At 73.9% G+C, this 25,016-nt stretch carries 24 protein-coding genes and 1 pseudogene; 21 read left to right on the forward strand and 4 right to left on the reverse strand.

The window, feature by feature from the left end:
- Positions 1-212 precede the first annotated feature (212 nt).
- Together BMZ33_RS01835 and BMZ33_RS01840 are read left to right on the forward strand one after the other, a co-directional pair.
- Positions 213-1,064, forward strand: coding sequence for a mycofactocin-coupled SDR family oxidoreductase (locus BMZ33_RS01835; protein WP_091107165.1), 852 nt, complete (start codon positions 213-215; stop codon positions 1,062-1,064).
- Positions 1,065-1,281: 217 nt separating this feature from the next.
- The gene (locus BMZ33_RS01840) at positions 1,282-2,319 is read left to right on the forward strand and encodes an alcohol dehydrogenase catalytic domain-containing protein (protein WP_091107880.1); all 1,038 of its coding nucleotides are present in this window, start codon (positions 1,282-1,284) and stop codon (positions 2,317-2,319) included.
- A gap of 96 nt (positions 2,320-2,415) precedes the next feature.
- On the opposite strand, the gene BMZ33_RS01845 is transcribed toward BMZ33_RS01840, so the two are convergent.
- Positions 2,416-2,775, reverse strand: a complete 360-nt coding sequence (locus tag BMZ33_RS01845; protein WP_091107167.1) for a carboxymuconolactone decarboxylase family protein — start codon at positions 2,773-2,775, stop codon at positions 2,416-2,418.
- Between the two features lie 183 nt (positions 2,776-2,958).
- Between BMZ33_RS01845 and BMZ33_RS01850 the strand changes: the two genes are divergently transcribed.
- The gene (locus BMZ33_RS01850) at positions 2,959-3,546 is read left to right on the forward strand and encodes a hypothetical protein (protein WP_091107169.1); all 588 of its coding nucleotides are present in this window, start codon (positions 2,959-2,961) and stop codon (positions 3,544-3,546) included.
- Positions 3,547-3,851: 305 nt separating this feature from the next.
- Here the strand turns inward: BMZ33_RS01850 and BMZ33_RS24610 are convergent, their stop codons facing one another.
- From BMZ33_RS24610 to BMZ33_RS01860, 3 genes are all read right to left on the reverse strand, one after another.
- A complete protein-coding gene (locus BMZ33_RS24610) occupies positions 3,852-4,460 on the reverse strand; it encodes a glycerophosphodiester phosphodiesterase (RefSeq protein WP_425283679.1) in 609 nt (202 codons plus the stop codon).
- Positions 4,346-6,376: an SIR2 family NAD-dependent protein deacylase gene (locus BMZ33_RS01855; RefSeq protein WP_169063760.1), complete on the reverse strand. Its 2,031-nt coding sequence runs from the start codon at positions 6,374-6,376 to the stop codon at positions 4,346-4,348. Before BMZ33_RS01855 ends, BMZ33_RS24610 begins: the two co-directional genes overlap by 115 nt.
- A gap of 511 nt (positions 6,377-6,887) precedes the next feature.
- Positions 6,888-7,604, reverse strand: a complete 717-nt coding sequence (locus BMZ33_RS01860) for a hypothetical protein (RefSeq protein WP_136697169.1) — start codon at positions 7,602-7,604, stop codon at positions 6,888-6,890.
- Positions 7,605-8,864: 1,260 nt separating this feature from the next.
- Between BMZ33_RS01860 and BMZ33_RS01870 the strand changes: the two genes are divergently transcribed.
- From BMZ33_RS01870 to BMZ33_RS01960, 18 genes and pseudogenes are all read left to right on the forward strand, one after another.
- On the forward strand, positions 8,865-9,167 hold the full coding sequence (locus tag BMZ33_RS01870; protein WP_091107175.1) for a hypothetical protein: 303 nt from the start codon (positions 8,865-8,867) through the stop codon (positions 9,165-9,167).
- A gap of 55 nt (positions 9,168-9,222) precedes the next feature.
- Positions 9,223-9,477 (forward strand): annotated as a pseudogene (locus BMZ33_RS24615) (cupin domain-containing protein); the annotation flags it as partial.
- On the forward strand, positions 9,478-10,011 hold the full coding sequence (locus BMZ33_RS23885) for a cupin domain-containing protein (RefSeq protein ID WP_244524225.1): 534 nt from the start codon (positions 9,478-9,480) through the stop codon (positions 10,009-10,011).
- Between the two features lie 447 nt (positions 10,012-10,458).
- Complete coding sequence (locus tag BMZ33_RS01885) at positions 10,459-11,286, forward strand: tyrosinase family protein (RefSeq protein ID WP_091107179.1); 828 nt, start codon at positions 10,459-10,461, stop codon at positions 11,284-11,286.
- Positions 11,287-11,294: 8 nt separating this feature from the next.
- Positions 11,295-11,804 carry a hypothetical protein gene (locus BMZ33_RS01890; RefSeq protein WP_091107181.1) on the forward strand — a complete coding sequence of 170 codons (510 nt, stop codon included), beginning with the start codon at positions 11,295-11,297 and terminating at the stop codon, positions 11,802-11,804.
- Positions 11,805-12,661: 857 nt separating this feature from the next.
- Entirely contained in the window at positions 12,662-13,294 is a 633-nt protein-coding gene (locus BMZ33_RS01900) for a class F sortase (protein ID WP_169063761.1), read from the forward strand.
- 54 nt (positions 13,295-13,348) lie between these two features.
- Positions 13,349-13,936 (forward strand): Pvc16 family protein, encoded by a 588-nt coding sequence (locus BMZ33_RS01905; protein ID WP_169063762.1) that lies wholly within the window; start codon positions 13,349-13,351, stop codon positions 13,934-13,936.
- A complete protein-coding gene (locus BMZ33_RS01910; RefSeq protein WP_091107188.1) occupies positions 13,933-14,811 on the forward strand; it encodes a hypothetical protein in 879 nt (292 codons plus the stop codon). The genes BMZ33_RS01905 and BMZ33_RS01910 overlap by 4 nt, the downstream gene beginning before the upstream one ends.
- 27 nt (positions 14,812-14,838) lie before the next feature.
- Positions 14,839-16,680, forward strand: a complete 1,842-nt coding sequence (locus BMZ33_RS01915) for a phage tail sheath family protein (RefSeq protein ID WP_091107190.1) — start codon at positions 14,839-14,841, stop codon at positions 16,678-16,680.
- A 28-nt stretch (positions 16,681-16,708) separates the two neighbouring features.
- Positions 16,709-17,164: a phage tail protein gene (locus tag BMZ33_RS01920; RefSeq protein ID WP_091107192.1), complete on the forward strand. Its 456-nt coding sequence runs from the start codon at positions 16,709-16,711 to the stop codon at positions 17,162-17,164.
- Entirely contained in the window at positions 17,161-19,221 is a 2,061-nt protein-coding gene (locus tag BMZ33_RS01925; protein ID WP_091107194.1) for a phage tail sheath C-terminal domain-containing protein, read from the forward strand. Before BMZ33_RS01920 ends, BMZ33_RS01925 begins: the two co-directional genes overlap by 4 nt.
- A complete protein-coding gene (locus BMZ33_RS01930; RefSeq protein ID WP_091107196.1) occupies positions 19,218-19,727 on the forward strand; it encodes a phage tail protein in 510 nt (169 codons plus the stop codon). The genes BMZ33_RS01925 and BMZ33_RS01930 overlap by 4 nt, the downstream gene beginning before the upstream one ends.
- The gene (locus BMZ33_RS01935) at positions 19,727-20,992 is read left to right on the forward strand and encodes a CIS tube protein (protein WP_091107198.1); all 1,266 of its coding nucleotides are present in this window, start codon (positions 19,727-19,729) and stop codon (positions 20,990-20,992) included. The genes BMZ33_RS01930 and BMZ33_RS01935 overlap by 1 nt, the downstream gene beginning before the upstream one ends.
- Complete coding sequence (locus tag BMZ33_RS01940; protein ID WP_136697171.1) at positions 20,989-21,171, forward strand: hypothetical protein; 183 nt, start codon at positions 20,989-20,991, stop codon at positions 21,169-21,171. Before BMZ33_RS01935 ends, BMZ33_RS01940 begins: the two co-directional genes overlap by 4 nt.
- Positions 21,164-22,246, forward strand: coding sequence for a phage late control D family protein (locus BMZ33_RS01945; RefSeq protein WP_091107203.1), 1,083 nt, complete (start codon positions 21,164-21,166; stop codon positions 22,244-22,246). Before BMZ33_RS01940 ends, BMZ33_RS01945 begins: the two co-directional genes overlap by 8 nt.
- A 12-nt stretch (positions 22,247-22,258) precedes the next feature.
- On the forward strand, positions 22,259-22,930 hold the full coding sequence (locus BMZ33_RS01950) for a phage baseplate assembly protein V (RefSeq protein WP_091107205.1): 672 nt from the start codon (positions 22,259-22,261) through the stop codon (positions 22,928-22,930).
- Positions 22,927-24,624, forward strand: coding sequence for a hypothetical protein (locus BMZ33_RS01955; RefSeq protein ID WP_091107208.1), 1,698 nt, complete (start codon positions 22,927-22,929; stop codon positions 24,622-24,624). The genes BMZ33_RS01950 and BMZ33_RS01955 overlap by 4 nt, the downstream gene beginning before the upstream one ends.
- Positions 24,621-25,016: a GPW/gp25 family protein gene (locus tag BMZ33_RS01960; protein ID WP_091107210.1), complete on the forward strand. Its 396-nt coding sequence runs from the start codon at positions 24,621-24,623 to the stop codon at positions 25,014-25,016. The genes BMZ33_RS01955 and BMZ33_RS01960 overlap by 4 nt, the downstream gene beginning before the upstream one ends.

Consider the following 25,016-nt stretch of genomic DNA (forward strand, 5'->3'; position numbering starts at 1 on the left):
ACAAGGCCGGGCGACCGCCTGCTCGGCAGGCGGAGTCGGCACTCCTCCGCCGGGGCGAGCCGGCCTGAGCAGTTCGCTGCCCGGCGCCACCGAGGGGTGACGACGCGCCCGTGACGGAGGCGGCACGGCAGACGCACGCCTCGGAGTGTGATCCACGCCATACATTCCCCTGGCCGGATCCCCGGCGACCCGACCGAGTGGAGGAGATGGCTATGGGGCGTGTTCAGGGCAAGGTCGCCTTCATCACCGGAGCCGCGCGTGGGCAGGGCCGCTCCCATGCCGTCCGCCTGGCGCAGGAGGGCGCCGACATCATCGCCGTGGACGTGTGCCGCGACATCGACACCGTGCCCTACGACGGTGCCACCGAGGCCGATCTGGAGCAGACGGTGAAGGAGGTCGAGGCGCTCGACCGGCGCATCGTGGCCCGTCAGGCGGACGTGCGCGACCTGGCGTCCCTGCAGTCAGCGGTCGACGAGGGGCTGGCCCAGTTCGAGCACATCGACATCGTCTGCGCCAACGCCGGGATCGGCAGCTTCGCCCCGGCCCTCGAACTGACCGAGGAGACGTGGCAGGACGTCGTCGACATCAACCTGACCGGGGTCTGGAAGACGGTGAAGGCGACCGCGCCGTCCATGGTCGAGCGCGGTCAGGGCGGCTCCATCATCCTGACCAGCTCCATCGCCGGCCTGATCGCCTTCCCCCACCTCGCGCACTACACCGCGGCCAAGCACGGCGTCACCGGCCTGATGCGCGCGCTGGCCGTGGAACTCGCCCCGCACCACATCCGGGTCAACTCCGTCCACCCCACGACCGTGGACACCCCGATGGTCGCGAACGAGGCGATCTGGGGCCTCTTCCTGGGCGGGGTGCAGGGAGCCACCCGCGAGCAGGCGGCCGAGGGCATGAAGGCGCTCAACGCCATGCCGGTCCCGTGGGTGGAGTCGGTGGACATCAGCAACGCCGTCCTCTACCTGGCCTCCGACGAGTCCCGCTACGTCACCGGATCGACGACGGTGATCGACGCCGGCGCCATGCAGCCGTTCAAGCTGCCGCACCCGGCGTGACGCCCGTCGACGCGCCGGAGGCCTCGGCCAGTCCGGGGTGAGACGCCGAGCACCGACGCCGTCACCGGCACCTGGCTCCCTGCGGCGGGTCCTGCGGCGCGGCCTCCTCGGCGGCCCGGTGCGCCGAGGTCCCGGGACGCCGCCGGTCCGTCGGAGGCGGCGGGCACCGCCCGTCCGGTCACCCGGCGGGTGGGCGGCGGGCTGGCAGCATGTGGCGGTGCGCGCGGTGGTCGTCGACTCGGTCCGAGCCCTGCCCCGGGTCCGGGAGGTGGCCGAGCCCACGGCTCCGTCCGGCGGGGTGGTGCTGCGTGTGACGGCCACGGGCGTGTGCCGCAGCGACTGGCACGCCTGGGCGGGACACGACGAGGTCGTGTTCCCCCACGTGCCGGGCCACGAGCTCGCCGGGGTGGTGGTCGAGGTCGGTGCCGGCGCCGCCCGCTGGCGCCCCGGCGACCGGGTGACCGTCCCCTTCGTCTGCGGCTGCGGACGCTGCGAGTGGTGCCGGGCAGGGGAGGCCCAGGTCTGCCCGGACCAGCAGCAGCCGGGCTTCACCCACTGGGGGTCCTTCGCCGAGTACGTCGCCCTGCACGCGGCCGACACCAACCTGGTGCGCATCCCCGACGGCGTCGACTCCACCGCCGCGGCCGCGCTGGGGTGCCGGTTCGCCACGGCGTACCGCGCCCTGGTCGGCCGCGCGCGGGTCGGCGAGGGGGAGTGGGTGACCGTGGTCGGTGCGGGCGGCGTCGGGCTGAGCGCGGTCATGGTCGCCCGCTCGCTGGGAGCCCGGGTGGTGGCGGTGGACCGCAACCCCGGGGCCCTCGCCGTGGCCGCCGGGCTCGGCGCCGAGCACACGGTGCACGCCGACGGCGCCGACGTCCCGGCGGCCGTCCTGGACCTCACCGGCGGCGGCAGCCACGTCGCCGTCGACGCGGTGGGGAGCGAGCAGACCTGCGCCGACTCGATCCTGAGCCTCCGCCGGCGGGGGCGGCACGTGCAGGTGGGGCTGCTGCCACCGGTCGACGGTCATCCGCGGGTCCCGATGGCGCGGGTGATCGGCTGGGAACTGGACCTGCTGGGCAGCCACGGGATGGCCGCGGCCGACTACCCGGCGATGATGGCGCTCGTCGAGCGCGGGTCGCTGCAGCCGCAGCGGCTGGTCGCACGCACCATCGGCCTCGAGGAGGCGGCCGCCCTGCTGCCCGTGTTCGACCGGGCGACGGTCGCCGGGATGACCGTGGTCGACCCCGCCCGCTGACGCGGGCCGGGACCCGGGGACGACGGCGGGCGGCCGCACACCACGCACCGCCCACCGGCCCGTGCACACCCGGCACGGGCCGCGAGGCCACCGGGGTCATCCCGGCTGGAGCTCTCCCTCCGCGGCGAACTCCCGGTAGGCCGCGAAGGCGCGCGGGCCGTACACGGTGCCGGGTCCGCCGTTCATCGCTATGGCGACGCCGAGGGCCTCGGCGACCTCCGCCTCGGTGGCGCCGGTGCGGACGGCGCCACGCGCGTGCGACGCGATGCAGCCGTCGCACTCCTTGCTGACCGCGATCGCGAGGGCCATCAGCTCCTTCGTCTTCTCGTCCAGGGCGCCGGCGGCGTACGCGGCGGCGTGCATCTGGCGGTAGCCGTCATAGACCTCGGGGATCGCGCGGCGCAGCGCGCGGGCCGGTTCGCGGAGTTCCTCCTGGACGGCGTGGCCGTGACCCATGACGTGATGGTGGCAGGTGGAGTCCGGCAGGGCGCGGTGGCCCCGGAGTCGCTGTGGCGCAGGCCCGGCCGGGCCTCCGGGTCCACGGCGGGGTGGTCGCCCCCACGGGACCGTCATGCCGGCAGCCGCTACCGGGAGCCCGGTGCGCGGCTAGCCTGGGGACACCGCCGTCCGGGGGTCGTCATGCGCCGCACCGTTCTGCTCGCTGCCTGCCTCACCCTGCTGGCCGGTTGCGGTCCTGGAGCCGGCGACGCCGCGCCGGGCGAGGTCGCCGCCGGCACCGACACGCCGATGCCCGTCGCGGACGTGGGGGACACCGTCGCGTTCACCGACCGGGCGGGCAGGGCGGCCAGCATCACCCTGGACGGGGTCCGCCGCATCGACCGGGCGGACAGTTCCCAGCTCGTCGCCGAGGTCACGGTCGCCGCCGCCGACGGCGCCGTGTCCGTGGACCCGCTGCGCTTCCGGGCGCAGAAGGTGGAGGGTCCCACCGTCGAGCCGGGGGACGGCGTGGTCGGTCGTCCGGTGGAGGGTGGGATCGCCTTCGACGTCCCGGAGGGCGCGGTGGTGATCTCCTACGTCGAGCCGGACGGGGAGGCCCTGGTGGCGTTCCGGATCGACCCGGCGAGTCAGGCGTCCGCGGACGACGAGGTCGACCATCCGCCCTTCAGTTGCGACATGGGCGTGGACGGCATCCCGGTCTGCGAGGGCGACGTCCCCGACTCGGTCGGCGTCTTCCGCACGCCCGACGGCGTCCTGGTCGGTGACTGACAGCGTCGTCGGGTGTGCGTCGCTGGACGTCAGGGGCACGTCCTCGGAGCGGTCGGTACGGATCTGTCCGTGCCCGCAGCTGCTCGATGACGGTCCGGTGCACCTAGTCGTCGGACCGCCGACGTCGTCGCACCCGCGCGTGCCTGCGGTGTTCCTCGGCGTCGGCGACGACGGCCTCCGCACCGGGGCGACACGGGTCCTGCTGGTCGCGGAGTCGTCGCCTCGGACCTCGGTGACCGGTGGCTCGGGTCGATCCCGATCTCAGCGCCGTGGCGTGTGACCTCCCACGGCTCGGCTGCCCGGGGTCACGGGGACGTCGTCCGGGCGCGCGGCTCCACCACCCTCACCGTGTACCGACACGGCCCGGATCGCAGGGGCAGGGCAGCGACTCGGCCAGTTCGAGGCGGCGCTCGCGCAGGGCGACGACCCGGGCGTCGTGAGCACTCCGCCGACCCCGACGAGCCCGCGGGAGAGCCCGGTGACCGCCGCTGCGAGCCGACGGGGGACCACCGGCCGCGGCTGGTGTCGGGCAGCATGCCGGGCAGCCAGACCTGTCGGGCGAACAGGTCCGAGGCGCGACGGCCTGCGTCCCCGGCGACGTAGAGGGGGTCGTCGGAGAAGATCGCGTCCACGCCGTCGGCGATGAGGGCATCCCGCTGGTGTCGGCGGTTCACCGTGTAGCAGGCCACCTCGACCCCCGCCGCGTGTGCCGCCGTGCAGACCGTCGAGGTGACGTGGCCGGCCTCCGGGCCGATCCAGCCGATGCCCTCGGCGCAGGCCCGGGCGACGTCGCGCCGCCTCAGCGGCCCGGATGGTGGATCCGCCTCGGCTTGCCGTCGAGCTGGTGGACGGTCAGCGTCGAGCCGAGCAGGATGCCGAAGCGCTCGAGGGAGAGCGCCCGACCGGTGGTCCATTCCCAGCCGTCGATGACGTCCGTGTCCCAGTCCTCCCATCCGAGGCACGGCGCCGGCCACACCCGCAGTCGCCACTCCGGGCGGTCGAGCGAGAACTCGCGCAGCACCTCCCTCACCGGCAGACGAGGATCATCGACACGCAGGACGCGCCGGACCCGGCCGGTCCTCTCGACGACCTCCAGCCAGTACTCGAGACTCCGGGGCGGGCTCTCGCCTCTCACCGCCGGCAGCACGCGGCTGGGGACCAGCCGACCAGCACGGAGGTCGGCTCGAGCCTCGCGGTTGAGCACACAGATGGTCAGTGACCGGATCGTGAGGGAGGGGGAGGAACCCCAGGCGCGGATCATCTCCACAACGGCGGACGACGGCGAGTTGACCCGGAGACTCCCGGCGCTCAAGGGAGGCATGAGCACGTCCTGGCACCCCGCCTCGGCGGCTACTTCCAGGACCTCGTGCACTGCAGGTGCGAGCAGGCGGACATCGCGCCACGAGCGGCCCGCCGGGGGAGATGCCGGCACCGCCGGACCCTCGTCGGGGGCGCGGGTCACCGTCGGTCGCATCTCCCACCCCTCGACCTCGGTGGGATCCATCCGCACCCTGGCGACCAGGAGAAGCGGCCAGCGCCCCGGGTCTCGCGGTTCCCTCGGTTCCCAGATGAAGCGACGCCCGCGCGCTGGACGGAACATCGCCGACACGCGCTTGCTGTCGTCCACTGCCGATTCGGGGATGAGGTCCATGTCCGCCATGTACTGCCGTGATCGGCGGCCGGTCCGGAGGTAGCCCGGCTCGGAGCCTCCTCCGCTGACCACCACGCACGTGCTCGGTTCCCGTGTCCTGGGAAGTGGGCCGGCGGTGATGGTGAGGCGATCCGGTGTCTCCGGCCTCGACGACGACCGGACCGAAACGCCCCACAGGCTCGCGCACGGGGCCCCCGCGCTGCTCCCCAGCACAGCCTGGATCGTCGCGGGCAGCTCCTGGTGACCGGAGATCTCGTGGACCCAGATGCCGAAGTCGCGCTGCAACAGGTCGAGCTGCAGCCCACCACGCGTGGCGATGGCGAAGTGGGGATGGGGGCTCGGCCCGACCAGCTCGATGACCTGACCGAACAGGTCCATGAGGTACCGGTCCCCCAGTCCGCTGCCCAGGAACAGCAGCGAGCGGCTCCGGAAGACCTCGGCGAACGCCCGGCGGAAGCTCTCCGACCGGAGGGCGACGCGTCGGTAGTCGGCGTGACCGACCACCAGCTGGTCCTGCAGCTCTGCCGGCACAGCAGGCGAGGTCGTGCCCGACACCAGGCGTGGCCACGCCCAGTCCCTGTACAGGCACGTCTTCTCGACCCCGTCCCGGACTGGTAGCCCGATGGTCGCCTGGCCGCCGACGAAACCCTGGAGAGCCCAGAGGATGGGGGGACTGGGGTGGCTCAGGGAGCTGAGCACCCGGTGGCAGTCGGAGGACGACCGGCCGGCCAGCTGGTAGGGGGTGCTGCGTCCGTCCTCCTCACCAGCCCGCTTGTAGTGACGCCTGCGAAGAGCCCGCTGATGGGCAGCTGCCAGGAAGAGGTCGTCGTAGTTCGTCGTCATCACCAGCGGCCAGTCAGCCGCAGCCAGCGCCGTCGTCTGCGGCGGCGCGGATGACGGCTCCCCTTCCAGCAGTGCGTCACGGACGCTGTCGGCCGTGCTCTGGCCTCGGCCGTGGCGCAGGGCCTCGAGCGCCCTGTCGGCCTTGCGGATCAGGCTGAGGTCGTCGCCTCTGCCTTGGAACGGATCCGCCAGGTCCTGGGGCAGTCCTGACTTGCGCTGAAGCGTCTGCACCATCCCCTGCCAGTCCCGACACACTGTGCGGCTCATACCGGCTCCCAGGAACGGCACGAGACGTCCAGCCAGGCGGGTAGCTCGCATCTCCTCCAGGACGTCCATCGCAGGCTCAGCCCCTCCGCTCCGGACCGCGGGCCGCGGACACCGGAGTGCTCCGGGTTCTGGCGTACCCCTCCGCCGCATCCCGGTTCAGCGAAGCCGATCGTGCGTCACCACACCGTCACTGCACCGTTCCCACAGTCGGCAGGGTGAGGTGGTGGCGGCGCTGGAGCGTGCGTGGGAACGCCGCGGCGGGGTCGGCTACCGGAGCGGTCCACGTCGAGTCGCACCCACGCAGGTCCAGCTCGCCGAGTGAGCGCAGTGGCCGACAGCTCACTGCACGGGCCGCTCAGAGCGCCTCGACCCGGTGCCTCGAGCGTCGTCCGCACGTCCCCGGGACCTGGACGGGAAACCGCCCCGGGCTCTTGATCCGCAGGAACACGGAGCGGTGCTGTGTCCGAAGGGCGACTCGCAACACACGCACGCGGACATGGCTGTGGTGCTTGTAACCGCACACCGTCCCGGACCGGGACTCCGCCCGGTCGCAGTTGTGAGGACCTGGAGCGCTCCGCCATTAGTTCTCGTCTTGCCGGACGAGGATCTCAATGGCTTCATGGACGGGGGTGCTGAAGCCCTTGCGGTGAGCCTCCGTGTTCGATCGCAGATCCGCCAGCCGAGGAAAGACATCTGGTCGGCACAACTCGATCCAGGGCACGAGGCTGGAAGCGACATCGATCGAGGTTGGTGGTGAGCTCTTCTTCGCCAAGCTCTCCGCGACTGCTTCGTCCCACTTGGCTGACGCGAGCTCGATGGCGTGCATCCGGCCGTATTGTGCGGCGTATTCGTCGATGATCGCTTCTAGGTAGTCCGACACCCGCCGAAGCAACGCGCTCACCAACTTGACACCTTCGTACCCTCCACACAGCCTAGGCCGCGAACGCACCGCCCAGTCGACATCCAGCGCCTTGACCCGCGCGGCCACGAGTTCATGCACTTGATCTGCATACGTGCGTACCGAACGGTCAGCGCCGATGCGCACTGCGGCTGTCCTCGATGCGTTGTGGACCTCGCGTAGGACTCCGATGAGCTGCAACCTCAGATCGTGGTCGCTCCTCCGATCATCCAGAGCACGGTTGTGCGCGGACAACACCGAGGTGACTCCGCCGGTGACGAGGACCCCGACCGTCAAGGCCAGCAAGGCCTTTGGCACCTCACTCCAGAAGTCCTCCGCAGAGAGTGTCCCCACCAGCCACACGATGACCGACGTCGCGCCCAGCAGGAGAAGTGCCATCGCGACGGTGTAGGACAGGAAGCGCCAACTGGGCGCCGAAGTGCGCATCTACGTCCCCTATGGGCTGGTGCTTTCTCGTGCTGGTGAGCACTCGCGCGCCCGAGAACAGTGCCCGAGACCATGGAGCATCGACAGGTGACTCGACCTGGTCCCGGCAGGGGATGCAGACGCCGACCGGACGAACAACGGCACCGTCGGTACGGGGATCCGGCGGCTTCCGGACTCCGGTGCAGCCAGCCACCCAGGGCGACAGCACCATCCGCCAGCGGCAGTAGGACCATCGCTGACAACGATCCGGGCCACAGCGGTGGTTGTCGCAAGAGCCTCAACCCGCGTCGACCGTGTGGCGCTGACCGTTCCGGCTGCTGTCCGCCGAGACCATCGCTCCACGGGCCAACGATGCATGCCAGTCGTCACCGGTACGTCACGTCTTCACCACGTGCTCAGTCACGTAGTCACCGTCGGAGGACCACGGAGCCTGCGTCTCGACAGCCCAACCTCGGGACGGGCGGCTGTCGGCCGGGCGACGTCGAGCATCATCCAGCACGCGGGAACGGCTGCGGCAGTTGCGCATGCACGCGCTGGAGTGGTCGCCGCACGGCTGGCCGCGGCCGGGCGTTTCGGCGAGGCGCTGCAGGCCGCTTACGCCGCCTTCCGGACCGAGCCGTTGCGCGAGTGCGCCCACCGCGTGGTTGTCCGCGTGCACGGGCTGAGGTCAACGCCGCTGACGCGCTACGGGCGTGTGAGCAGTCCTGGATCGCCCCCGCGAGGAGACGGCGGTGCAGCCGAGCGAGAGCACGATGCGGCTGATGGCGGGGCTGCGCCCAGCGACCCGGCTCGTCACGATCCGGGGGTGCAGTGCGTGTGACGCTGCGGTGACGACCCTGCCATAGCGTCGTCCGTCGCCTCTGGGCGCCTCGCCCGGAGCCGTGGCGCCCGTCCGGCAGGAGGCGACGTGATGGGGGAGTCACCTGCTGGTCGGACACCGGTCCGGGGCGCCGCGCGCCCGCAGTTGAGATGGCGAGCCAGCCCATCGGGCCTCGTCGACGACAGCCCCGGCAACGTCGGCGTCCGGCACGACGTCATGGCCTCGGTCTACGAGTTCCTGGGCCGCCTGCACGGGTCCGGTCGGTACGCTCCGCCCTGGCCCAACGGCCGGCTTCCTTACAGCTACCCACCCGGTACGGCTCGGGTCAGCAGGAGCGCTCGCTGCGCCTGCTGCACCACGCCGGCGCCTTCGCCTGCACGAGGTGGACCAACGTGTGGTTCCCCGCCGCCGCCGGACCCCGCGGGGACCCGTTCGGCGGTCCGCTGTCGGGCCTGTTCGGACCGGGGGTGGTCGACCGGGAGGTCACCGCGGGCCCCTGGGGGACCCGGCACCGGCCGTTCCGGGCCCACACCGGGTACTGGAGCGACCCGGACGGCGGCTCCGGCGGCCACCCGAGTGGGCACCACGTGCGACTGCTGCGCGAGGCACTGGACCTCGACAGCACGGACTGGCTGACCGACGTGCTGACGCCCCGGCCGGCCGCTCCCACCCCGCGGGAGCCCGCCGATGCCTGACCCGGCGCTGGTGGACCCGCACCGCCTCCCCGAGGAAGCGGACCGGACCGCGCCGATGGGCGGCTGGCAGCTCCGCCGGGTGCACCGCACGGACGGCGGCGAGCTGACCTCGGCGATCCTGCCGGCCGGCCACACCACCCCTGCCGCCTGGCATGACGGAGTCAGCGAGATCTGGTACGTCTGCGCCGGTGTCGGACAGGTGTGGACACACGACGGTGCGACAGCACGGACCGTGGACCTGCGACCGGGGCGGTCACTCCTGTTGTCCCCGGGACTCCGGTACCAGGTCAGGTCGACAGCGGTCGACGCCGTGGAGCTGGTCCTCGCCGTCCTGCCACCGTGGGACACCGGACGGACTCACCTGACGAAGGGCCCGTGGACCCCGAGCCGCGACGCCGGGCCGGAGCCGGTGCTGGAGGAGCCGCCGGCCGAGTCGTCGTCCACCGCCGTGGAGGTGCGCGACCTGCCCTGGGCGGCGGACTACGCGGCGCCGGACGGCTCGGAGATCCGGCTGCTGCCGACCCTCGCGGCCGGCGGGCTGGTGCACTGCCTCGTGCACCCCGGACAGCGCACGCGAGCGGTGCGGCACCGGACGGTGACCGAGCTCTGGTACGTCCTCGACGGACTCGGTGAACTCGCCCGGTGGGATGGCGGGGTCGACGCCGCACCGCGCGTGCTGACGCTGCGCTCCGGGACCAGCGTCGGCATCCCGGTGCGGACCGCGTTCCAGTTCCGCTGCACGGGGCTCGACCCGCTGCGGCTGCTGTTGCTGACCATGCCCCAGTGGCCGGGTGCTGACGAGGCGGACACCAGCGTCGGCGAGCTCGACGCGTGGTCTACGTGAGGAGGCCCGTGCGCGGGTCGAACACACGCACACGGGGGGTGGCGCGCAGGACCGAGGGGCAGCTGATTGGGCAGACCGCGGCGCTCGACGGAGGAGGGCGCACGGTGACCGTCGTGGCCGAGGAGGCCGGGTGCGTGCTGACCCTGCCCGCGGGGACCTCCCGCCGGCGACTGCAGGAGGCGCCGGGGCGGCCTTCGAGGTCGCGGTGTCCACCGCGAGGGTCCTGCGTGACGACGGCCGGGCCACGGCCGCCTGCCAGCACGCGAGGGACGTCGCGACGGAGCCGGGACGGCCGCGCGACGCTGCCGTGACGGCGTCCGCCTAGCGTCGTCCGTCCGTGGGCCGGGACACGTCAGTGCACGCGGAGGTCGGGGCACCGACCGTGCCCGCAGCCCGTCGGAGGGACCCCTCGCTGCGGCTCGTGACCCGGTACAGGAAGGACAGTCGATGGCCGTCGGAACCACGTCCTCCCCCCAGGCGGGGGCACCTGTGCGGTGGCGAAGGAGCGCTCGCCGCCTCACCCCCGGGCAGGTCGCGCTGCTGCGCGAGGCATTCACCGCGACGATGGCGATCGGTGACGAGCGGGGCTACAACCACTTCGCCGGCCTGCACGGTCTCCCGCGCCCCATGGACTGCACCGTCGCCCACGGACGGCCGTTCTTCCTGCCCTGGCACCGCGCCTACCTGTACTTCTTCGAGCGAGCGCTCCGCGACCAAGTGCCGGAGGCGATGCTGACCTGGTGGGACTGGCGGACGCCGACGATCCCGGCGGTCTTCGCGGCGGAGCAGGATCCCGAGGGCCGGCCGAACCCGCTGTTCTCCGCCCCCGTGGACCCCATCGCACTGGAGCAGGGGGCGGCCGCCCGGCCACCGGTCCTCGCGGCGGAGTGGACCGAGCGTGACCCCGGCGCGCCGGGCACCCCTCCGCTCCCGACGGCCCAGGACGTCCAGAGCGCCCTCGAGCAGACCGACTACTCGTCCTTCACCGAGGCGCTGGAGGAGCTGCACAACCGCGTGCACCTCTGGACCGGCGGCCGGTTCGGTCACATGCGGCTGGTCGAGTTCTCCAGCTTCGACCCGATCTTCTGGGCGCACCACGCGATGGTCGACCGGATCTGGCGGTTGTGGCAGCTGGGGCACCCCGGAGCACGTCCGCCCGCATCGATCCTTCGGACGGCTCTGTCGCCGTTCCCCATGACGGTGGAGCAGACACTGGACACGACAGCGCTCGGTTACGACTACGCCGTCTCCACGAGCTCGGCATCGACTCCCTGAAGGCAGCCATGGAGATCTACACCTCGCCTCCCCTCGACGTCGTCGTCCCGGGTGTGGGAGCGACGGAGGCCCCCGTCTTCGACCGGGCCGACCTGATCTTCCACGACGTCGACCACTCGGGTCCGTCGTTCACCGCCCGGGTGTACCTGGACAGTCCGGAAGCCGGTGCCGACACCCCGACCACCCCCGAGGCCGGCTACGCCGGGTGCTTCACGATCTTCGGGCACGGCGGCTGCGTCGGCACCGACGACGACCACTGCAACCCCAAGGCCCGGACCGTCGACGGGTTCGACCTGCGCATGCCGCACCCGCTGCTCCCGCAGACCAAGGTCGTGACCGTCACCGAGGCGCTGCGCCGGCTCGGCCCGGTGACCCGGGTGACGGTCACGGTCGTCCCGGTCACGCCCGGTGACTCCGGTCCCGAGGTGACGGATGCCCTGCAGTTCAGCGCCGTGCGGCTGGCCACCTATCGGCACGACGGTCACCTGGAGGACGGCGTCGAAGAGGAGGCCTTCTAGCTCCGCCGTTGACGCCGCGGTGACGGAGGCCGCGCACCCTCGCGGGGGAGTGACCCACCTGCCTGCACCGCGGCAGGCAGCCCGTGATCCCGCACGAGGGGATGCCGCCATGTCGACCTATGGAGAGAGCGGGACGGATCCGGGGCGGAACGGCACGGGTCCCGGCGGCTACGGCCAGCCTCCGGGCTCCGGCGGCGAGGGGCAGGGCGGTGGGGCGCCGTCCTACGGGGCTGGCGACCCGGCAGCCACGTTGCCGCAACGCCGACGTCCGTCCTGGTTGCTCGTCCCCCTGGTGCTGGTCGCCCTCGTGGCTCTCGCCGGGCTGTTCCTGCCGATCGATCGGGACACGCCCCTGACCCCCGGATCCAGCACCCCGGGGCCGACGGGCCCCGCCGGCCCGTCAGGACCTCCGGGCCCCTCAGGCCCTCCCGGCCCCACAGGGGCCGCCGGGCCGAGCGGTCCGCCCGGACCCAGCGGACCCGCGGGCCCTCCCGGAGCCGTGGCGTCTCCGGACTCCGGTGAGGGGACCGGCACGGGTACTGCCTCCGACTCGAGTGGCACGCCCGCGCCTGTCACGCCAGTCGGTGCTCCGGACACCGGTGGGGGAGGGACGGCGTCATCGGTGGACGGCGTCCTCGTCGCGGCCGGGGTGACGGCTCTGGTCGGCGCAGCCTTCCTGGCCGGCTACGCGGTGCGGCGTCGCGAGGACGTGGGGGTCGAGCGTGGACCTCGCCGGTCCCGGCCGCGAGGCCCGTGACCGGTCACGCGCGCCGTGGCCGGTCCGCTCCCTCGCGACCCGACGGCGCCGCCGTGGCCGGACCGCCCTGCTGGGCGCCGTCCTGGGGACGGGGGGTGCGGTGCTGCTGCTGCTCGGCCTGCCTCCCTGGCTGGGCAGTGCGCCCGTGCACGTCCCGGCCCCGGCCACGAGCAGTTCCCCGGACCCGGTGAGCAAGCCGGTCGCGGTCCCCGGTGACGACCTCACCGCCACACCGAGCCCCCACCCGCCGCGGTCCGAACCCGTCCACCTCGACATCCCGCGCATCGGGCTGAGCACGGACGTGATCCCCGTGGGCCTGAACTCCGACGGCACCGTCGGCGTCCCGCCCCTGGACGACGGAGCTCCGGCCGGCTGGTACCGGTACCTCGCCCCGCCCGGCGACCCCGGCCCCGCCGTCCTGCTCGGGCACGTCGACACCCACCGCGGACCTGCGGTCTTCTCCCGGCTCCACGAGCTGCTGCCCGGCGACGCGATCTCGGTGCGGCGTGCCGACGGCCGTACCGTCGACTTCGTGGTCGACTCGGTGCGCACCCACCCCAAGGCGGAGTTCCCCGCGGAGGCCGTGTACGGCCCGTCGGCCGAGCCGGTGCTGCGGCTGGTGACGTGCGGCGGGGTGTTCGACGAGGAGCGCCGGAGCTACCGGAGCAACGTGGTCGTCTACGCGTCCTTCGTCGCTCCGGTTTCCGGGGCAGCGGGCGTCCGCACCGCCTGACGGCTCGACGATTCGTGACGCCCGGGTGACAGCTGGTTCGCCAGGCTCCTGACCGTGGCGGACTTCGGCGGCGTCGCGGCGGTGGGCAAGAGCATCGAGGCGGTGCTCAGAGCTGGCTTCGCGGCCGTGCAGCCCATCGACGGCACGCTCACCACGGCCCAGCTCATCGGTACCGACGACCTCCGCCCCCCGGCTCCGAGGATCACGCGCCCGGCGTTGTCGGTGCTGCTCTACCGGGTCGACTTCAACAAGACGCTGCGGGCGGCCTGGGCGGCTGCCGGTTCGACGGACGGCAGTGCGCACCTGCCCCTGGACCTGCACTACCTGCTGACCGCCTGGGGTGAGAACCCCGAGGCCGAGCACCGCATCATCGGCCGGGCGCTGCAGGTCCTCGAGTCGCTGGGCGGGTTCAGCGGTCCGCTGCTGCAGCCCGGCGGCAGGTGGTCGACCACGGAGTCGGTCCAGCTCTACCTCGAGGACATGCCCACCGAGGACCTCATGCGGACCTTCGACAGCCTGCAGTGCGAGTTCCGGCTGAGCATCCCCTACATCGCCCGCGTCGTCGTGATCTCGACGCCGGGCACGACCCCCGACCCCGTGCTCACGTCGGTGCGGGGAGCCCGGACGGGGGTGGTCCGGTGAACACGTTCCTCGCGCCGGGGTGGGACGAGCGCCTGGACCGGCTGCGGCTGGGGATCCAGCCGGTCGACGCGCTCGCCGACCTGCCGGGGCCACTGGACGCCCCGGCGGGGATCGCCGTCCACCTGGAGACCGTGCCGCGGCCCCACCCGGTACCGCAGCCGTCGGCCGACCCGCACCGCCCGACCGATGGTGCGGGTCTGCCGCTGCTGCGCCGCAGCCCGACCGGGCGGTTCGCGGTGCTGGTCGGTTCCCGGAGGACCGATGCCCCGGCCCGGCTCGACGTGCGGATCGTCGACGGTGCACGGCGGTACGTCCCGCGGCGACTCTCCGTCCCGGTGCCGGACGTGGCCGCGATCCTGGCAGCCGACGAGGGCGGCCCGTTCCCGGACCGGGCGTGCCGGCCGGCGCTGTTCCCGGGGGCGACCTACGGCGTGAGCACCGGAGCCACCGCCGTCCGCGGCCGGGTGCTGTGGTCGAGTGACGGCGCCCCGGCGCAGTGGGCCCGGGTGGAGGCCAGGCTGAGCGGGACGCAGGCGGTGTCCTGGCGGGCGCACGCCGACCAACGGGGTGAGTTCCTGCTGCTGGTCGGGACCCTGCGCCTGCAGCAGGCGATGGCGCGCACCGGAACCCTCGACCTGGACGTGACCGTGCGCGCCCGCCCGAGGCCGGCCAGCTCGGCTCCCGTCGACTCACCGACCGGTTCACGTGCCGACCCCCTGTGGCACCTGCCCGTCGAACGAGTCGGGACCCTCACGCCGGGCGACCCGGTGACTGCCGGGACGGCCGTGCCGCCCGGCTACACGGCCACCCTCACCCGCGCCGTCCGGTGCCGGCGGGGGCACGTCGTCCGGCCCGACCCGTTCGTGCTGCCCTGACCCGCCCACGGCCCCTGAGAGGCGACCATGCCCGAGTACCTCGCTCCCGGCGTCTTCGTGGAAGAGGTGAGCTACCGCTCGAAGTCCATCGCCGGGGTGGCGACCTCGACGACCGGCTTCTGCGGCCGCACGCACTACGGCCCGGTGCAACACCCTGGCGGACCCGGTACGACCGCGCCCCGGCTGCTGACCAGCTACGCGGAGTTCGAGCGGGTGTACGGCCGCCTGCAGCCCTACGACGACGGTGGCCTGCCCTACCTCGCGCACGCCGCCCGCGCCTACTTCCTCAACGGCGGTCGCCGACTGTACGTCTCACGGGTCTACCAGGCACTCACCCCCGGCAGCGGAGTGGCCGAGGCCTCGGTCGCGGTGCCCTCCCCGACCCCGTCGGTCGGCCGTTTCCGCGCCCGCTGGCCCGGGTCCGCCGGCAACGTCGCGGTCACGGTGACGGCCACCCGGGGCGGGGACGTGGGCATCCACGTCCCCGGCGGGACGGCGCACGCCAAGGGCGTGGGTCCCGGCACGGTCCTGGAGGTGGTGCCACCCGGCCCCATGCCCGATCGGGACGCCCCCATCGACCAGTCCCGGCTCCGCGTCCTGCAGAGGACCCCGGGCGGACCTCCCGACGCCCAGACCTTCATGGACTCTGCCGGGAACGCCGCCCCGCCCGGCATCGACGAGCTGCTGCTGCCCGTCGAGGTCACCGTGGCCGTCACGGTCGACGACGACCGGGTCGACGTCTACCCGCGGCTGGGACTCGCTCCCGGAGGCAGGCGGGCCCTGGACAGGGTGCTCGATCGCGACGACCCCCAGGACGAGGACTGCGTGATCTGGTTCGACTACGACTGGTCGGCCCCCTCGGCCAGCCCCGTCTGGCTGCTGCTCGGACTGGTCGGGGACGCCGCGCCGAGCCGGACCTTCCGGCTCACCGGCGGGGACGACGGAGCCCCGCTCTTCCCGTCCGCCCTGCGGGGCGCCGAGGCCGCACCGGACGACGCCGGCCGCCGGGCCACCGGCCTGGCCGCCCTCGCCGAGGTCGACGACATCGCCATCGTCGCCGCCCCCGACGCCGGTGCCATGCCGGACCCCGACGCCCGTTTCGAGGCCACCCAGAACCTGATCCGGCACGCCGAGGACACCCGCTATCGCATCGCGGTCGTCGACGGCCCGGAGAACGCGTCCATCAACGAGATCCGGGCGTTTCGGGGCAACTTCGACTCCAAGTACGCCGCGCTGTACCACCCGTGGATCGAGGTGCTGGACCCCAACGGCCCGGTCGCCGCCGGCGTGCCCACCCGCAAGCTGCTGCTGCCGCCCTCGGGGTTCGTGACCGGGATCTACGCCCGCAACGACATCAGCCGCGGGGTGTACAAGGCACCGGCCAACGAGGTGGTCTTCGGCCTCACCCGGTTCGAGTCGACGATCAACCAGGGACGCAACGAAGTCCTGAACCCCGAGAACATCAACGCCCTGCGGTTCTTCCCCGGCCGCGGCAACCGGGTCTGGGGTGCCCGCACGCTCAGCTCGGACCCCGAGTGGCTCTACGTCAACGTCCGACGGCTGTTCATCTTCCTGGAGCACTCGATCGACCAGGCCACCCAGTGGGCGGTGTTCGAGCCCAACGGCGAGGCACTGTGGCGCAACATCACCCGGACGGTCGAGGACTTCCTCGACGTCCAGTGGCGCACCGGCGCACTGCTGGGGTCGACCCCGGAGCAGGCCTACTTCGTGCGCTGCGACCGCTCCACGATGAGCCAGAACGACCTGGACAACGGCCGCCTCATCTGCCTCATCGGCGTCGCCCCGGTGAAGCCGGCGGAGTTCGTCATCTTCCGCATCGGCCAGTTCACCGCCGACGCCCGCGGCTGACCGACACCGGACCGGAGAGGACCAGCCCATGCCCGCCATCCTGCGCGACAACCCCTACGGCGCGTTCAAGTTCAACGTCGAGTTCGGGCCGGTCACCGGCGGCGGGCCCATCCGAGGAGGGTTCTCCGACGTCTCCGGGCTCGGCAGCGAGGTCAACTACTCGGAGTACCGCGAGGGCACGGACCTGACCAACACCGTCCGGAAGGTGCCCAACACCTTCAAGCTGGACGAGGTCACGCTCAAGCGCGGGCTCATCGGGTCCACCGAGATCTTCGCCTGGATCAAGGCGGTGCGGGAGGGCCAGTACCAGCCGCGCTCGGTCACCATCGTCCTGCTCGACGAGGCCGGCGACCCTGTGCTCGAGATCGTGCTGACCCGGGCCCAGCCGAAGAAGTGGGTGGGCCCCACCCTCGCCGCGAAGGGCGGCGGCGAGGTCGCCATGGAGGAGCTGCACCTCGTCCACGAGGGGCTTGAGTACCAGTGACACCCGACGGCATCGCGCTGGGTGCGCCGGGGGTGTACGTCGCACCCCCGGTTCCCCAGCCGCGCACGGCCACCGAGCCCATGGACGTCGCGGCGTTCGTCGGCGTGGCCCCGCGCGGACCGGCCTACGAGCCGGCCGACGACCCCTCGCTGCGGGGCGAGGGGACGCGGTTCGTGCCGTCCGTTGCCGTGCCCGTGGACAGCTGGGACGCCTACGTGGAGGCATTCGGCGGCTTCGAGGGCCCCGGACTGCTCCCGCACGCCGTCGCCGCCTACTTCGTGCAGGGCGGCCGGCGAGCGTACGTGGTCCGCGTCGTGCACCGGCCGGCCGGCCGACCGGTGCCCGAGCCGCCCGGGTGCGCGCGGTACCGGTTGCCGAACGGCCTGGTGCTGCGTGCCCGGAACGAGGGCAGCTGGGGGGACCGGCTGACCGTCGAGCTTCGCTTCGTCACCCGGGTGCTCGCCGCGACCGTGCGCCCACACGGCACCGGACGGCCCCAGGACCCGGCCGGCCCCGGCCTGGTCCTGCAACCGGGGGCGGTCGTGCCGGTCGGGAGCCTGCTGCGGATCCGCGCGGCCGACCGCCCGACCGGGGAGGACACCGCCCCCGACGCCGTCCTCGCGACCGTGACCCGGCTCGTCCGGGTCGGCCGACCCGACGCGGTGGGTAGCGACCTGGTGGCCCGGCTCGACCGCCTCGTCCCGGCGCCGGACCCGCTCGGGGCGCAGCCGGTGGTCGAGCTGGTCGAGGGGGAGTTGACCGTCACGGACCACGATCCCGAGCGCCGGCGCACCGAGCGTCTCCCGGGGCTCGGGCTGCGCAGCGCGCACCCGCGGTCGCTGGACGCGGTGGTGCTCCGGGAGTCCCGGCTGCTGGCCCCGGTGGACGACGCCGACGCCGGCCCCGCCGACGTCGCGGTCTCGGACGACCTGGCGGCGCTCGAGGTCCGCTCGCCCCTGCGCCGCGGTGAGGACCGGTGGCACCTGGTCACCGAGCAGGACCTCTTCGGCGCCGCATCGGGCGGGGAGACCGCGGGGACCGAGGGCGTCGAGGTGTTCGCCACCGTGCCCGAGGTGGCCACCCTCGTCGTCCCGGACCTCTACGCCCGGCCGACCCCGACGACGGCCGCGCCGCCCGAGGTACCGCCCGGTGCCGCCGCCTTCCGACCCTGCCGGCCGGGCGGTGCCGGCCCGCGGGCGGCCGCGGAGCCCAGCCGGTCGCTGGAGGGGCTCGTCCTCGACCCGACCGACCCCGACGGGCTGCAGGGTGTGGTGGACCGGCAGCGTCGGCTGGTCGAGGTGGCCGGGCGCCTGCAGCTGGTGGCCCTGCTCGACGTCCCCCCGGGGTTGCGGGCCGCCCAGGTGCTGCGCTGGCGGTCCTGGTTCGACTCGTCCTGCGCCGCCGCGTACCACCCCTGGCTCCGTGCCCCCGGCCCGGCCCGGGGCGCCCCGCTCGTCGACGTGCCGCCTTCCGCGGTCGCTGCGGGGCTCCTCGCCCGCTCCGAGCTCCGGGACGGGATCAGCCGGGGGCCGGCGAACGAGCGCGCGGTCGGGATCGTCGACGTCGCCGACCAGGTCGACGACCTCGCGCACGCCGAGCTGCACCGGTTCGGCGTCGACGTCTTCCGGCTGCGGGCCGACGGCGTCTGGCTGACCGGTGCGCGGACCCTGTCCACCGACCCCGCCCTGCGCCAGCTGACCGTCCGCCGGCTGCTGCTCCTGCTCGACCGTGTGCTGCGTCGTCAGCTCGCCTGGACGGTCTTCGAACCCGGCGACGACGCCCTCCGGGCCGGCCTGCGTCGCCACCTGGAGCAGGTGCTGGGTGACCTCGGTGACGCCGGTGCCTTCGCCGGGGCGACACCGGCGGAGTCCTGGTTCCTGCAGGTCGGCCGTCCCGACGAGGAGGGCACGGGCCGCCTGGTGGTGCAGATCGGGGTCGCGCCGTCGGAGCCGATGGAGTTCATCGTCGTGCACGTCGTCCTCGACGCCGAGGGGGCGATCGAGTCCGGGCTGCACGGCAGCGCGGCGCGGGTCGCCGTCGTGGGGGGTCCGCGGTGACCGACCTCTTCGCCCGCACCTTCCGGTTCCGGGTCACCCTCTCGCCGTCCCCGCCGGTCCCCCCGCCGCCGGGCCGCCGGTCGTCCCCGGCGGCCGGAGCGCCTCTGGGGAACGGCGCCTTCCAGGAGTGCTCGGGCCTGGACCTGGAGATGGACGTCGGCGAGTACGTCGAGGGGGGACGCAACAACGGCGTCCTCCAGCGCGCCGGCCGGGCCAAGGTCTCCCGCATCGTCCTGCGCCGCGGCATGCTGCACCCGGCCGGGGGCACGGTCGACACCACGCTGTGGCGGTGGTTCCAGGACGTCGTCGACGGTGTGCTCCCGCTGCGCCGCTACGACGGCACGGTCGAGGTGCTGGACGAGGACCGCCGGGCCGTCGCCACCTGGACCTTCTCCCGGGGACTCCCCGCGAAGGTCATCGGCCCGCAGCTCAACGCGCGGACCGGGGAGGTCGCCGTCGAGGAGCTCCAGATCGCGCACGAGGGCCTCCGGTTGGAGGTGCGGTGATGGAGTTCGTCAAGGCCCGGATCGAGGAGGTCACGACCACCGCCGGCGCACCTCCCACGCGCGTGGGGGACCCGGTCGAGGTGCAGGTCAACCCGGCGACCCTGCGGCTGCAGATGGCCAGCACGGTGGACTTCGGCAAGGACACCGGTCGGCAGAAGATCCAGTACCAGGGCTCGACGTCGACGCTGTCGTTCGACCTGGTCTTCGACACCGCCGACCAGGGCACGTCCGGCGCGCCGGTCGACGTGCGGACCCGGACCCGTCAGCTCGAGCGGTTCGTGCTGCCGGCGATGAAGCAGGCCAAGGCCGTGCCGCCCAGGCTGCGGTTCACGTACGGCTCCTTCTCGGTCGTCGGCGTGATGACCGCGCTGAACCAGGACTTCGACTTCTTCGCCGCCAACGGTGTCCCGCTGCGGGCCAAGTGCGCGGTGACGATCAAGGAGCAGAAGCCGGAGTTCGACGCCACGCGCGCCGGCCCAGGGGCGAACACCGGCGCCGGGGCGACCCCACCGGTGCCGCCGGGGCCTCCCGGCGCCGGCGTCCCGGGCCGCGACGGACGCCCGCCGGGCCCGCCGCCGGACCGCACCGGGACCGCACTGGCGGGGGAGAGCGCGCCGGACTTCGCCAGCCGGATGGGCCTGGACCCGCGGTCCTGGAAGGGCCTGCAGGGCATCACGGACCCGCTTCGCCTGGCCGCCGGCCTGCAGGTCGACTTCTCCGCGTCGCTGTCGGCCGGGCCCGGGCCGGGCGGGCCACCGGCCGGGGCCGGGGACCCCGCGCCGTCGTCGGGACCGGCGGAGGCCGCGCTGCCGCGGACGGTGACCGTCGACGGGCCGGCGCTGGCCGCCGCAGGCGGCCTGACCGCCGTCCTGGACCGGACCGCGGCGGCCAGCGCGGGGGCGGCCGCGGTCGCCACCCGAGCCGGGTTCTCCACCGGCCCCGATCCGGCGGGCCGCCCTGCGCCGGCGACTCTCACCGGCGCGGGAGCGGCGGCACCGGCCCACGGGACCGCTGACCCCCGGTCGCTGCGGTACGGCTTCGGTGTTCCGCTGCGACCCCGGGTCGCCGTGGGGCCGTCCGCGGCGCCCGGTCTTGTCGCGGGGAGCCGGGGTACCCCGGGCGCGCCCCGGCTGGGACGGGACCGCCCGGCCGCCGGCCGGGCACCGGAGACCGACGACCCCACCGTGCCGGGCTGGCGCGCGCTGCCGCTGGCCGGCCGCGGTGCGCCACGCCGTACGCAGGCCTCCTGCGGGTGCTGGTCATGACCGTGCACGTGGCCGAGGTGAGCAGCGAGGTGGACGTCCAGGGCATGGCCACGACGGGCGGCAGGCCTGCCCAGCCCGCCCGGCCCCAGCCGTGGGACGAGCGGCAGCGCTTCCGCGACCTGGCCGAGGACGACCTCCGCGACCGCGCCCGCACTGCGGGAGGTGGCTTCGATGGCTGACCCGGTGTTCGCCTCGGCGTCGCCGGTGCTGACGGTGGCCGGCACGCGCCGGCCCGAACTGGCACGGGACCTGGTGCGGCTGGACGTCGAGGAGGACCTGGACGGCCTGCGCACGCTCACCGCACACCTGCTGGCCGCTGCTCCGCGACAGCGGCCGGGCACCGACGTCGTGGAGCACCTCGACGGCGACGTGCTCGACTTCGGCCGGCGGCTGCAGGTCTCCGTGGGGCCGCCCGGCAACGAGCGGATCGTCTTCACCGGGACCGTCTCGGCGCTGGAGGTGCACTTCACCGAGGGCGACGTGCCCGTGGTCCGGGTGTTCGCCGAGGACGACCTGATGAAGCTGCGGCTCAGCCAGCGCAGCGTCACCTACCTGCGCTCCTCCGACGCCGACGTGGCGGCCGCGGTGGCACGCAGGCACGGCCTCACCCCGCAGGTCGACGCCGCCGGCCCGACGTACGCCGTGGTCCAGCAGGTCAACCAGAGCGACCTGGCGTTCCTGCGGGAGCGCGCCCACCGCCTCCAGGCCGAGGTGTGGGCCGGGGACGGGGTGCTGCACCTGGCGACCCGCGACCGCCGCCCCGGGACGGTGGTGACCCTCACCCGCGGCAGCGACCTGATCGACGTCGCGGTGCGCGCCGACCTCGCGGAGCAGTGCACCGCCGTGCACGTCTCCGGCTACGACGCCACCTCCCGCTCGGCGATCGAGGCCGTGGCACCGGGCTCGACGGTGGAGGCGGAGACGACCGGCGGGCGGACCGGCCCGCAGACGCTGCGCGCGGTGTTCGGGGTGCTCCCCGGGCGACGGGTGCGTGACGTCCCGGTGGTCGAGGCCGAGGCCCGCGCGGTCGCCCGCGCGGAGATGCTGCGCCGGTCGCGGCGGTTCGTGCAGCTGCGGGGCACCACCACGGGCACGCCGCAGCTCGTCGTCGGCAGCCGGGTGACCCTGGCCCGCTGCGGGCGGCCCTTCGACGGCGGCGGTTACTACGTCACCCGCCTGCACCACAGCTACGACCTCGCGCACGGGTTGCGCACCCGTTTCGCCGCCGAGCGCCCCACCGTCAACGCGCGCTGACCGGAGGACCCCATGACCGACGGCGCAGGCCACCCACTGCACTGGACGGGATCGAGCTTCTTCGGGCTCTACCCCGCGCTGATCACCGACATCGTGGACCCCGACCGCCTGGCCCGGGTCGAGGTCCGGTACCCGTGGCTGGGGGAGAGCGGGTCCGGCGTCCGGGCCTGGGCCACGCTGCTGAGCCCCTACGCCGACGACGACCAGGGGTGGGTGGCGCTGCCGGCAGTGGGCACCCAGGTGGTCGTCGGCTTCGAAGCGGGGGACCTCGGTCGGCCGTACGTCGTCGGTTCCTGCTGGAACGGCCGCGAGATGATGCCGGTGACGCCGACCCGGCCCAACGACAAGCGGGTGCTCAAGACCCGGTCGGGAGCGGTGCTGGAGTTCGACGACGACGCAGCCGCGCCGAAGGTCACCCTGTCCAGCCGGGAGGGGCACCGGGTCGTCCTGGACGACGGCGCCCGGACCCTGCAGGTGACCCACGCCGACGGCTCGACCGTGACCTTCACGGCCGGAGGCCAGATCACCGTCCGGGCGCAGGCGACGGTCGAGGTCACGGCGTGCGCCCTCAACGTGCACGCGGCCACGGCCGTGTTCGACGGGATGGTCTCCTGCACCAACCTCGTCGCCTCGGTGGGCGTCGTCTCACCCAGCTACACGCCCGGCGCGGGGAACGTCTGGTGACCGCCGTCGAGACCCGGGTCGGGCACGAGTGGCGCATCGTGGCGCCCTGGTGGCACTGGCCGCTGCTGGACGGGCACCCGGCGCCCGGGCCGGCCGACGCCCGGCGCGCGGTGCGGGTGAGTGCACCGGTGCTGCAGAAGTACGACGGCCCGGACCTGGTCAACACCTTCCTCGCCGACCCCCAGCGCCGGCTGGACTTCCTCGACGACACCGACCGGGTCGCCACGGTGACCGCGGCCGGGATCGGGGCGCTGCCCACCCGCGCGGTCAGCGGGGGCACGCGCAAGCTCTACCTGGCCTCCCACCACCGGCACTACCTCGTCGTGTGCTCCCTGCACTGCGACGCGGCGGGCTTCCCGCACGCTCGGCGCGACGACGTCTGCGAGGCCGGCTTCGTCGTCCGCCGCCGGAAGGGCAGCATCCCCGGCGGCCCGGGCGGTCCCGCGGCCCGCGCGCTGCGGGAGTGGGCCGTGGTACGGCGCAAGCGCCGTGCGGTGGAGCAGCGGCTGCGGACGGCCGGACCGCTCCGCCAGGTCGCGCTCGAGCGGCGGCTGACGGCGCTGACCGCCACCGAGGACGCGGCGCTGTGTGCGGTCCAGGCGCACGCCGTCGCGGCCAGGGCCGCGGGGCCGATCCGGGAGCTGCACGGCTGGGTGCCGGTCGGGGTGGACGGCGGTGGCGCGCCCGGCCCGATGTCCGACGGCGGTGGTCCGCGGATCCCGCTGACCGGCGTCGGGTGCTGGGTGCCGGTGGAGGAGATGCCGGCCGAGCTGACCGAGGCGACCTTCCCGCTCACCGCGCTGGTGCCCGACCGCACACGACCGGACCACGACGCCACCGGCCAGACCCTCTACTTCGGCGTCGTCCCCACCGGCTCCTCCGACGTGGAGCCCGGCGGTGCGGCGCGCTTCGACGACGAGCAGGAGTACGAGATCCGCTGCTTCTGCCGCCGGCACCGCCCCGAGTGCCCCCGGGAGAGCACCCACTGCAGCTGCCCGGTCACCTGGTCCGAGCCCACCGAGCACTACCGGCTGGCCGGCCACTTCGACCTGGAGGGCACCGCGAACCGGCCGGTCACGGTGCAGCTCCCGGACCTGCGCCAGCTGCAGGCCGACGCACTGCGCCTGGGGCCGGGCGGCGCGGGCGGCGTCCGGTTCAGCTCGCCGCCCGGTTCCGAGCTGGCGTTCACCACCGACGACCTGACGGCGAGCAGGTCGCCGTCGGCGATGGGCAACGCCGGCTTCCAGATCTGCTCGTTCGCGATCCCGCTGATCACCATCGTGGCCTTCTTCGTGCTCCAGCTGTTCCTCCCGATCGTCGTCTTCGTCTTCCAGTTGTGGTTCCTGCTCGTGCTGCGCTTCTGCCTCCCCCCGGACGCCGAGGTCACCGGTGGCCTGCTCGCCGACTTCGAGGCACTCGGCGGCGGCCTGGACATCGATGCCGGCGTGGCCGCCTCCGTGGTCGCCCGGCCGACCTTCAGGGCTGCGCTGGCGACGCTGCTCGGCGGCTCGAGACCCGGCGGCAAACGGCTGGACCTCGAGCTCACGAACGCCGTCTCCCGGCCGCCCCCGGACACCCTGGACACCCGGTCGCTGGCCGTGATCGCCCGCGGCGCGCTGGCCCAGGTGCCACCACCCGACACCCCCCGGCCCTTCGCCCGGCGGGTCACCCGCGCGGAGGTGGTGCAACCGTGACCACGCCCGAGCACGGGTTCGGCCGTGGCTGGGCGTTCCCGCCGGCCCCCGACCAGGACCGCAGGTTGGGTCTGCGGTCGGGCCCGGCGCTGGTCCGCCAGTCCATCCTGCTCGTGCTGGACACCGAGCCGGGGGAGCGGGTCATGCGGCCGGAGTTCGGCTGCCCCCTGCGCCGCCACCTGATGGAGCCGAACAACCCGACCACCCGCGCCGCCATCGCCCGGGACGTCGACGCCGCACTGCGCACCTGGGAGCCGCGGATCGACGTCGGCGACGTCGACGTGGTGCCGACCGACGACCCGGCCACCGTCCTGCTGACCATCAGCTACACCCACCTGCGCACCCAGACCCCGGACGGGCTCCAGGTGCCCCTGACCCTCCCCGGAGGGTGA

This window comes from Geodermatophilus dictyosporus (genome assembly GCF_900115505.1).
GTDB classification, from domain to species: Bacteria; Actinomycetota; Actinomycetes; order Mycobacteriales; family Geodermatophilaceae; genus Geodermatophilus; species Geodermatophilus dictyosporus.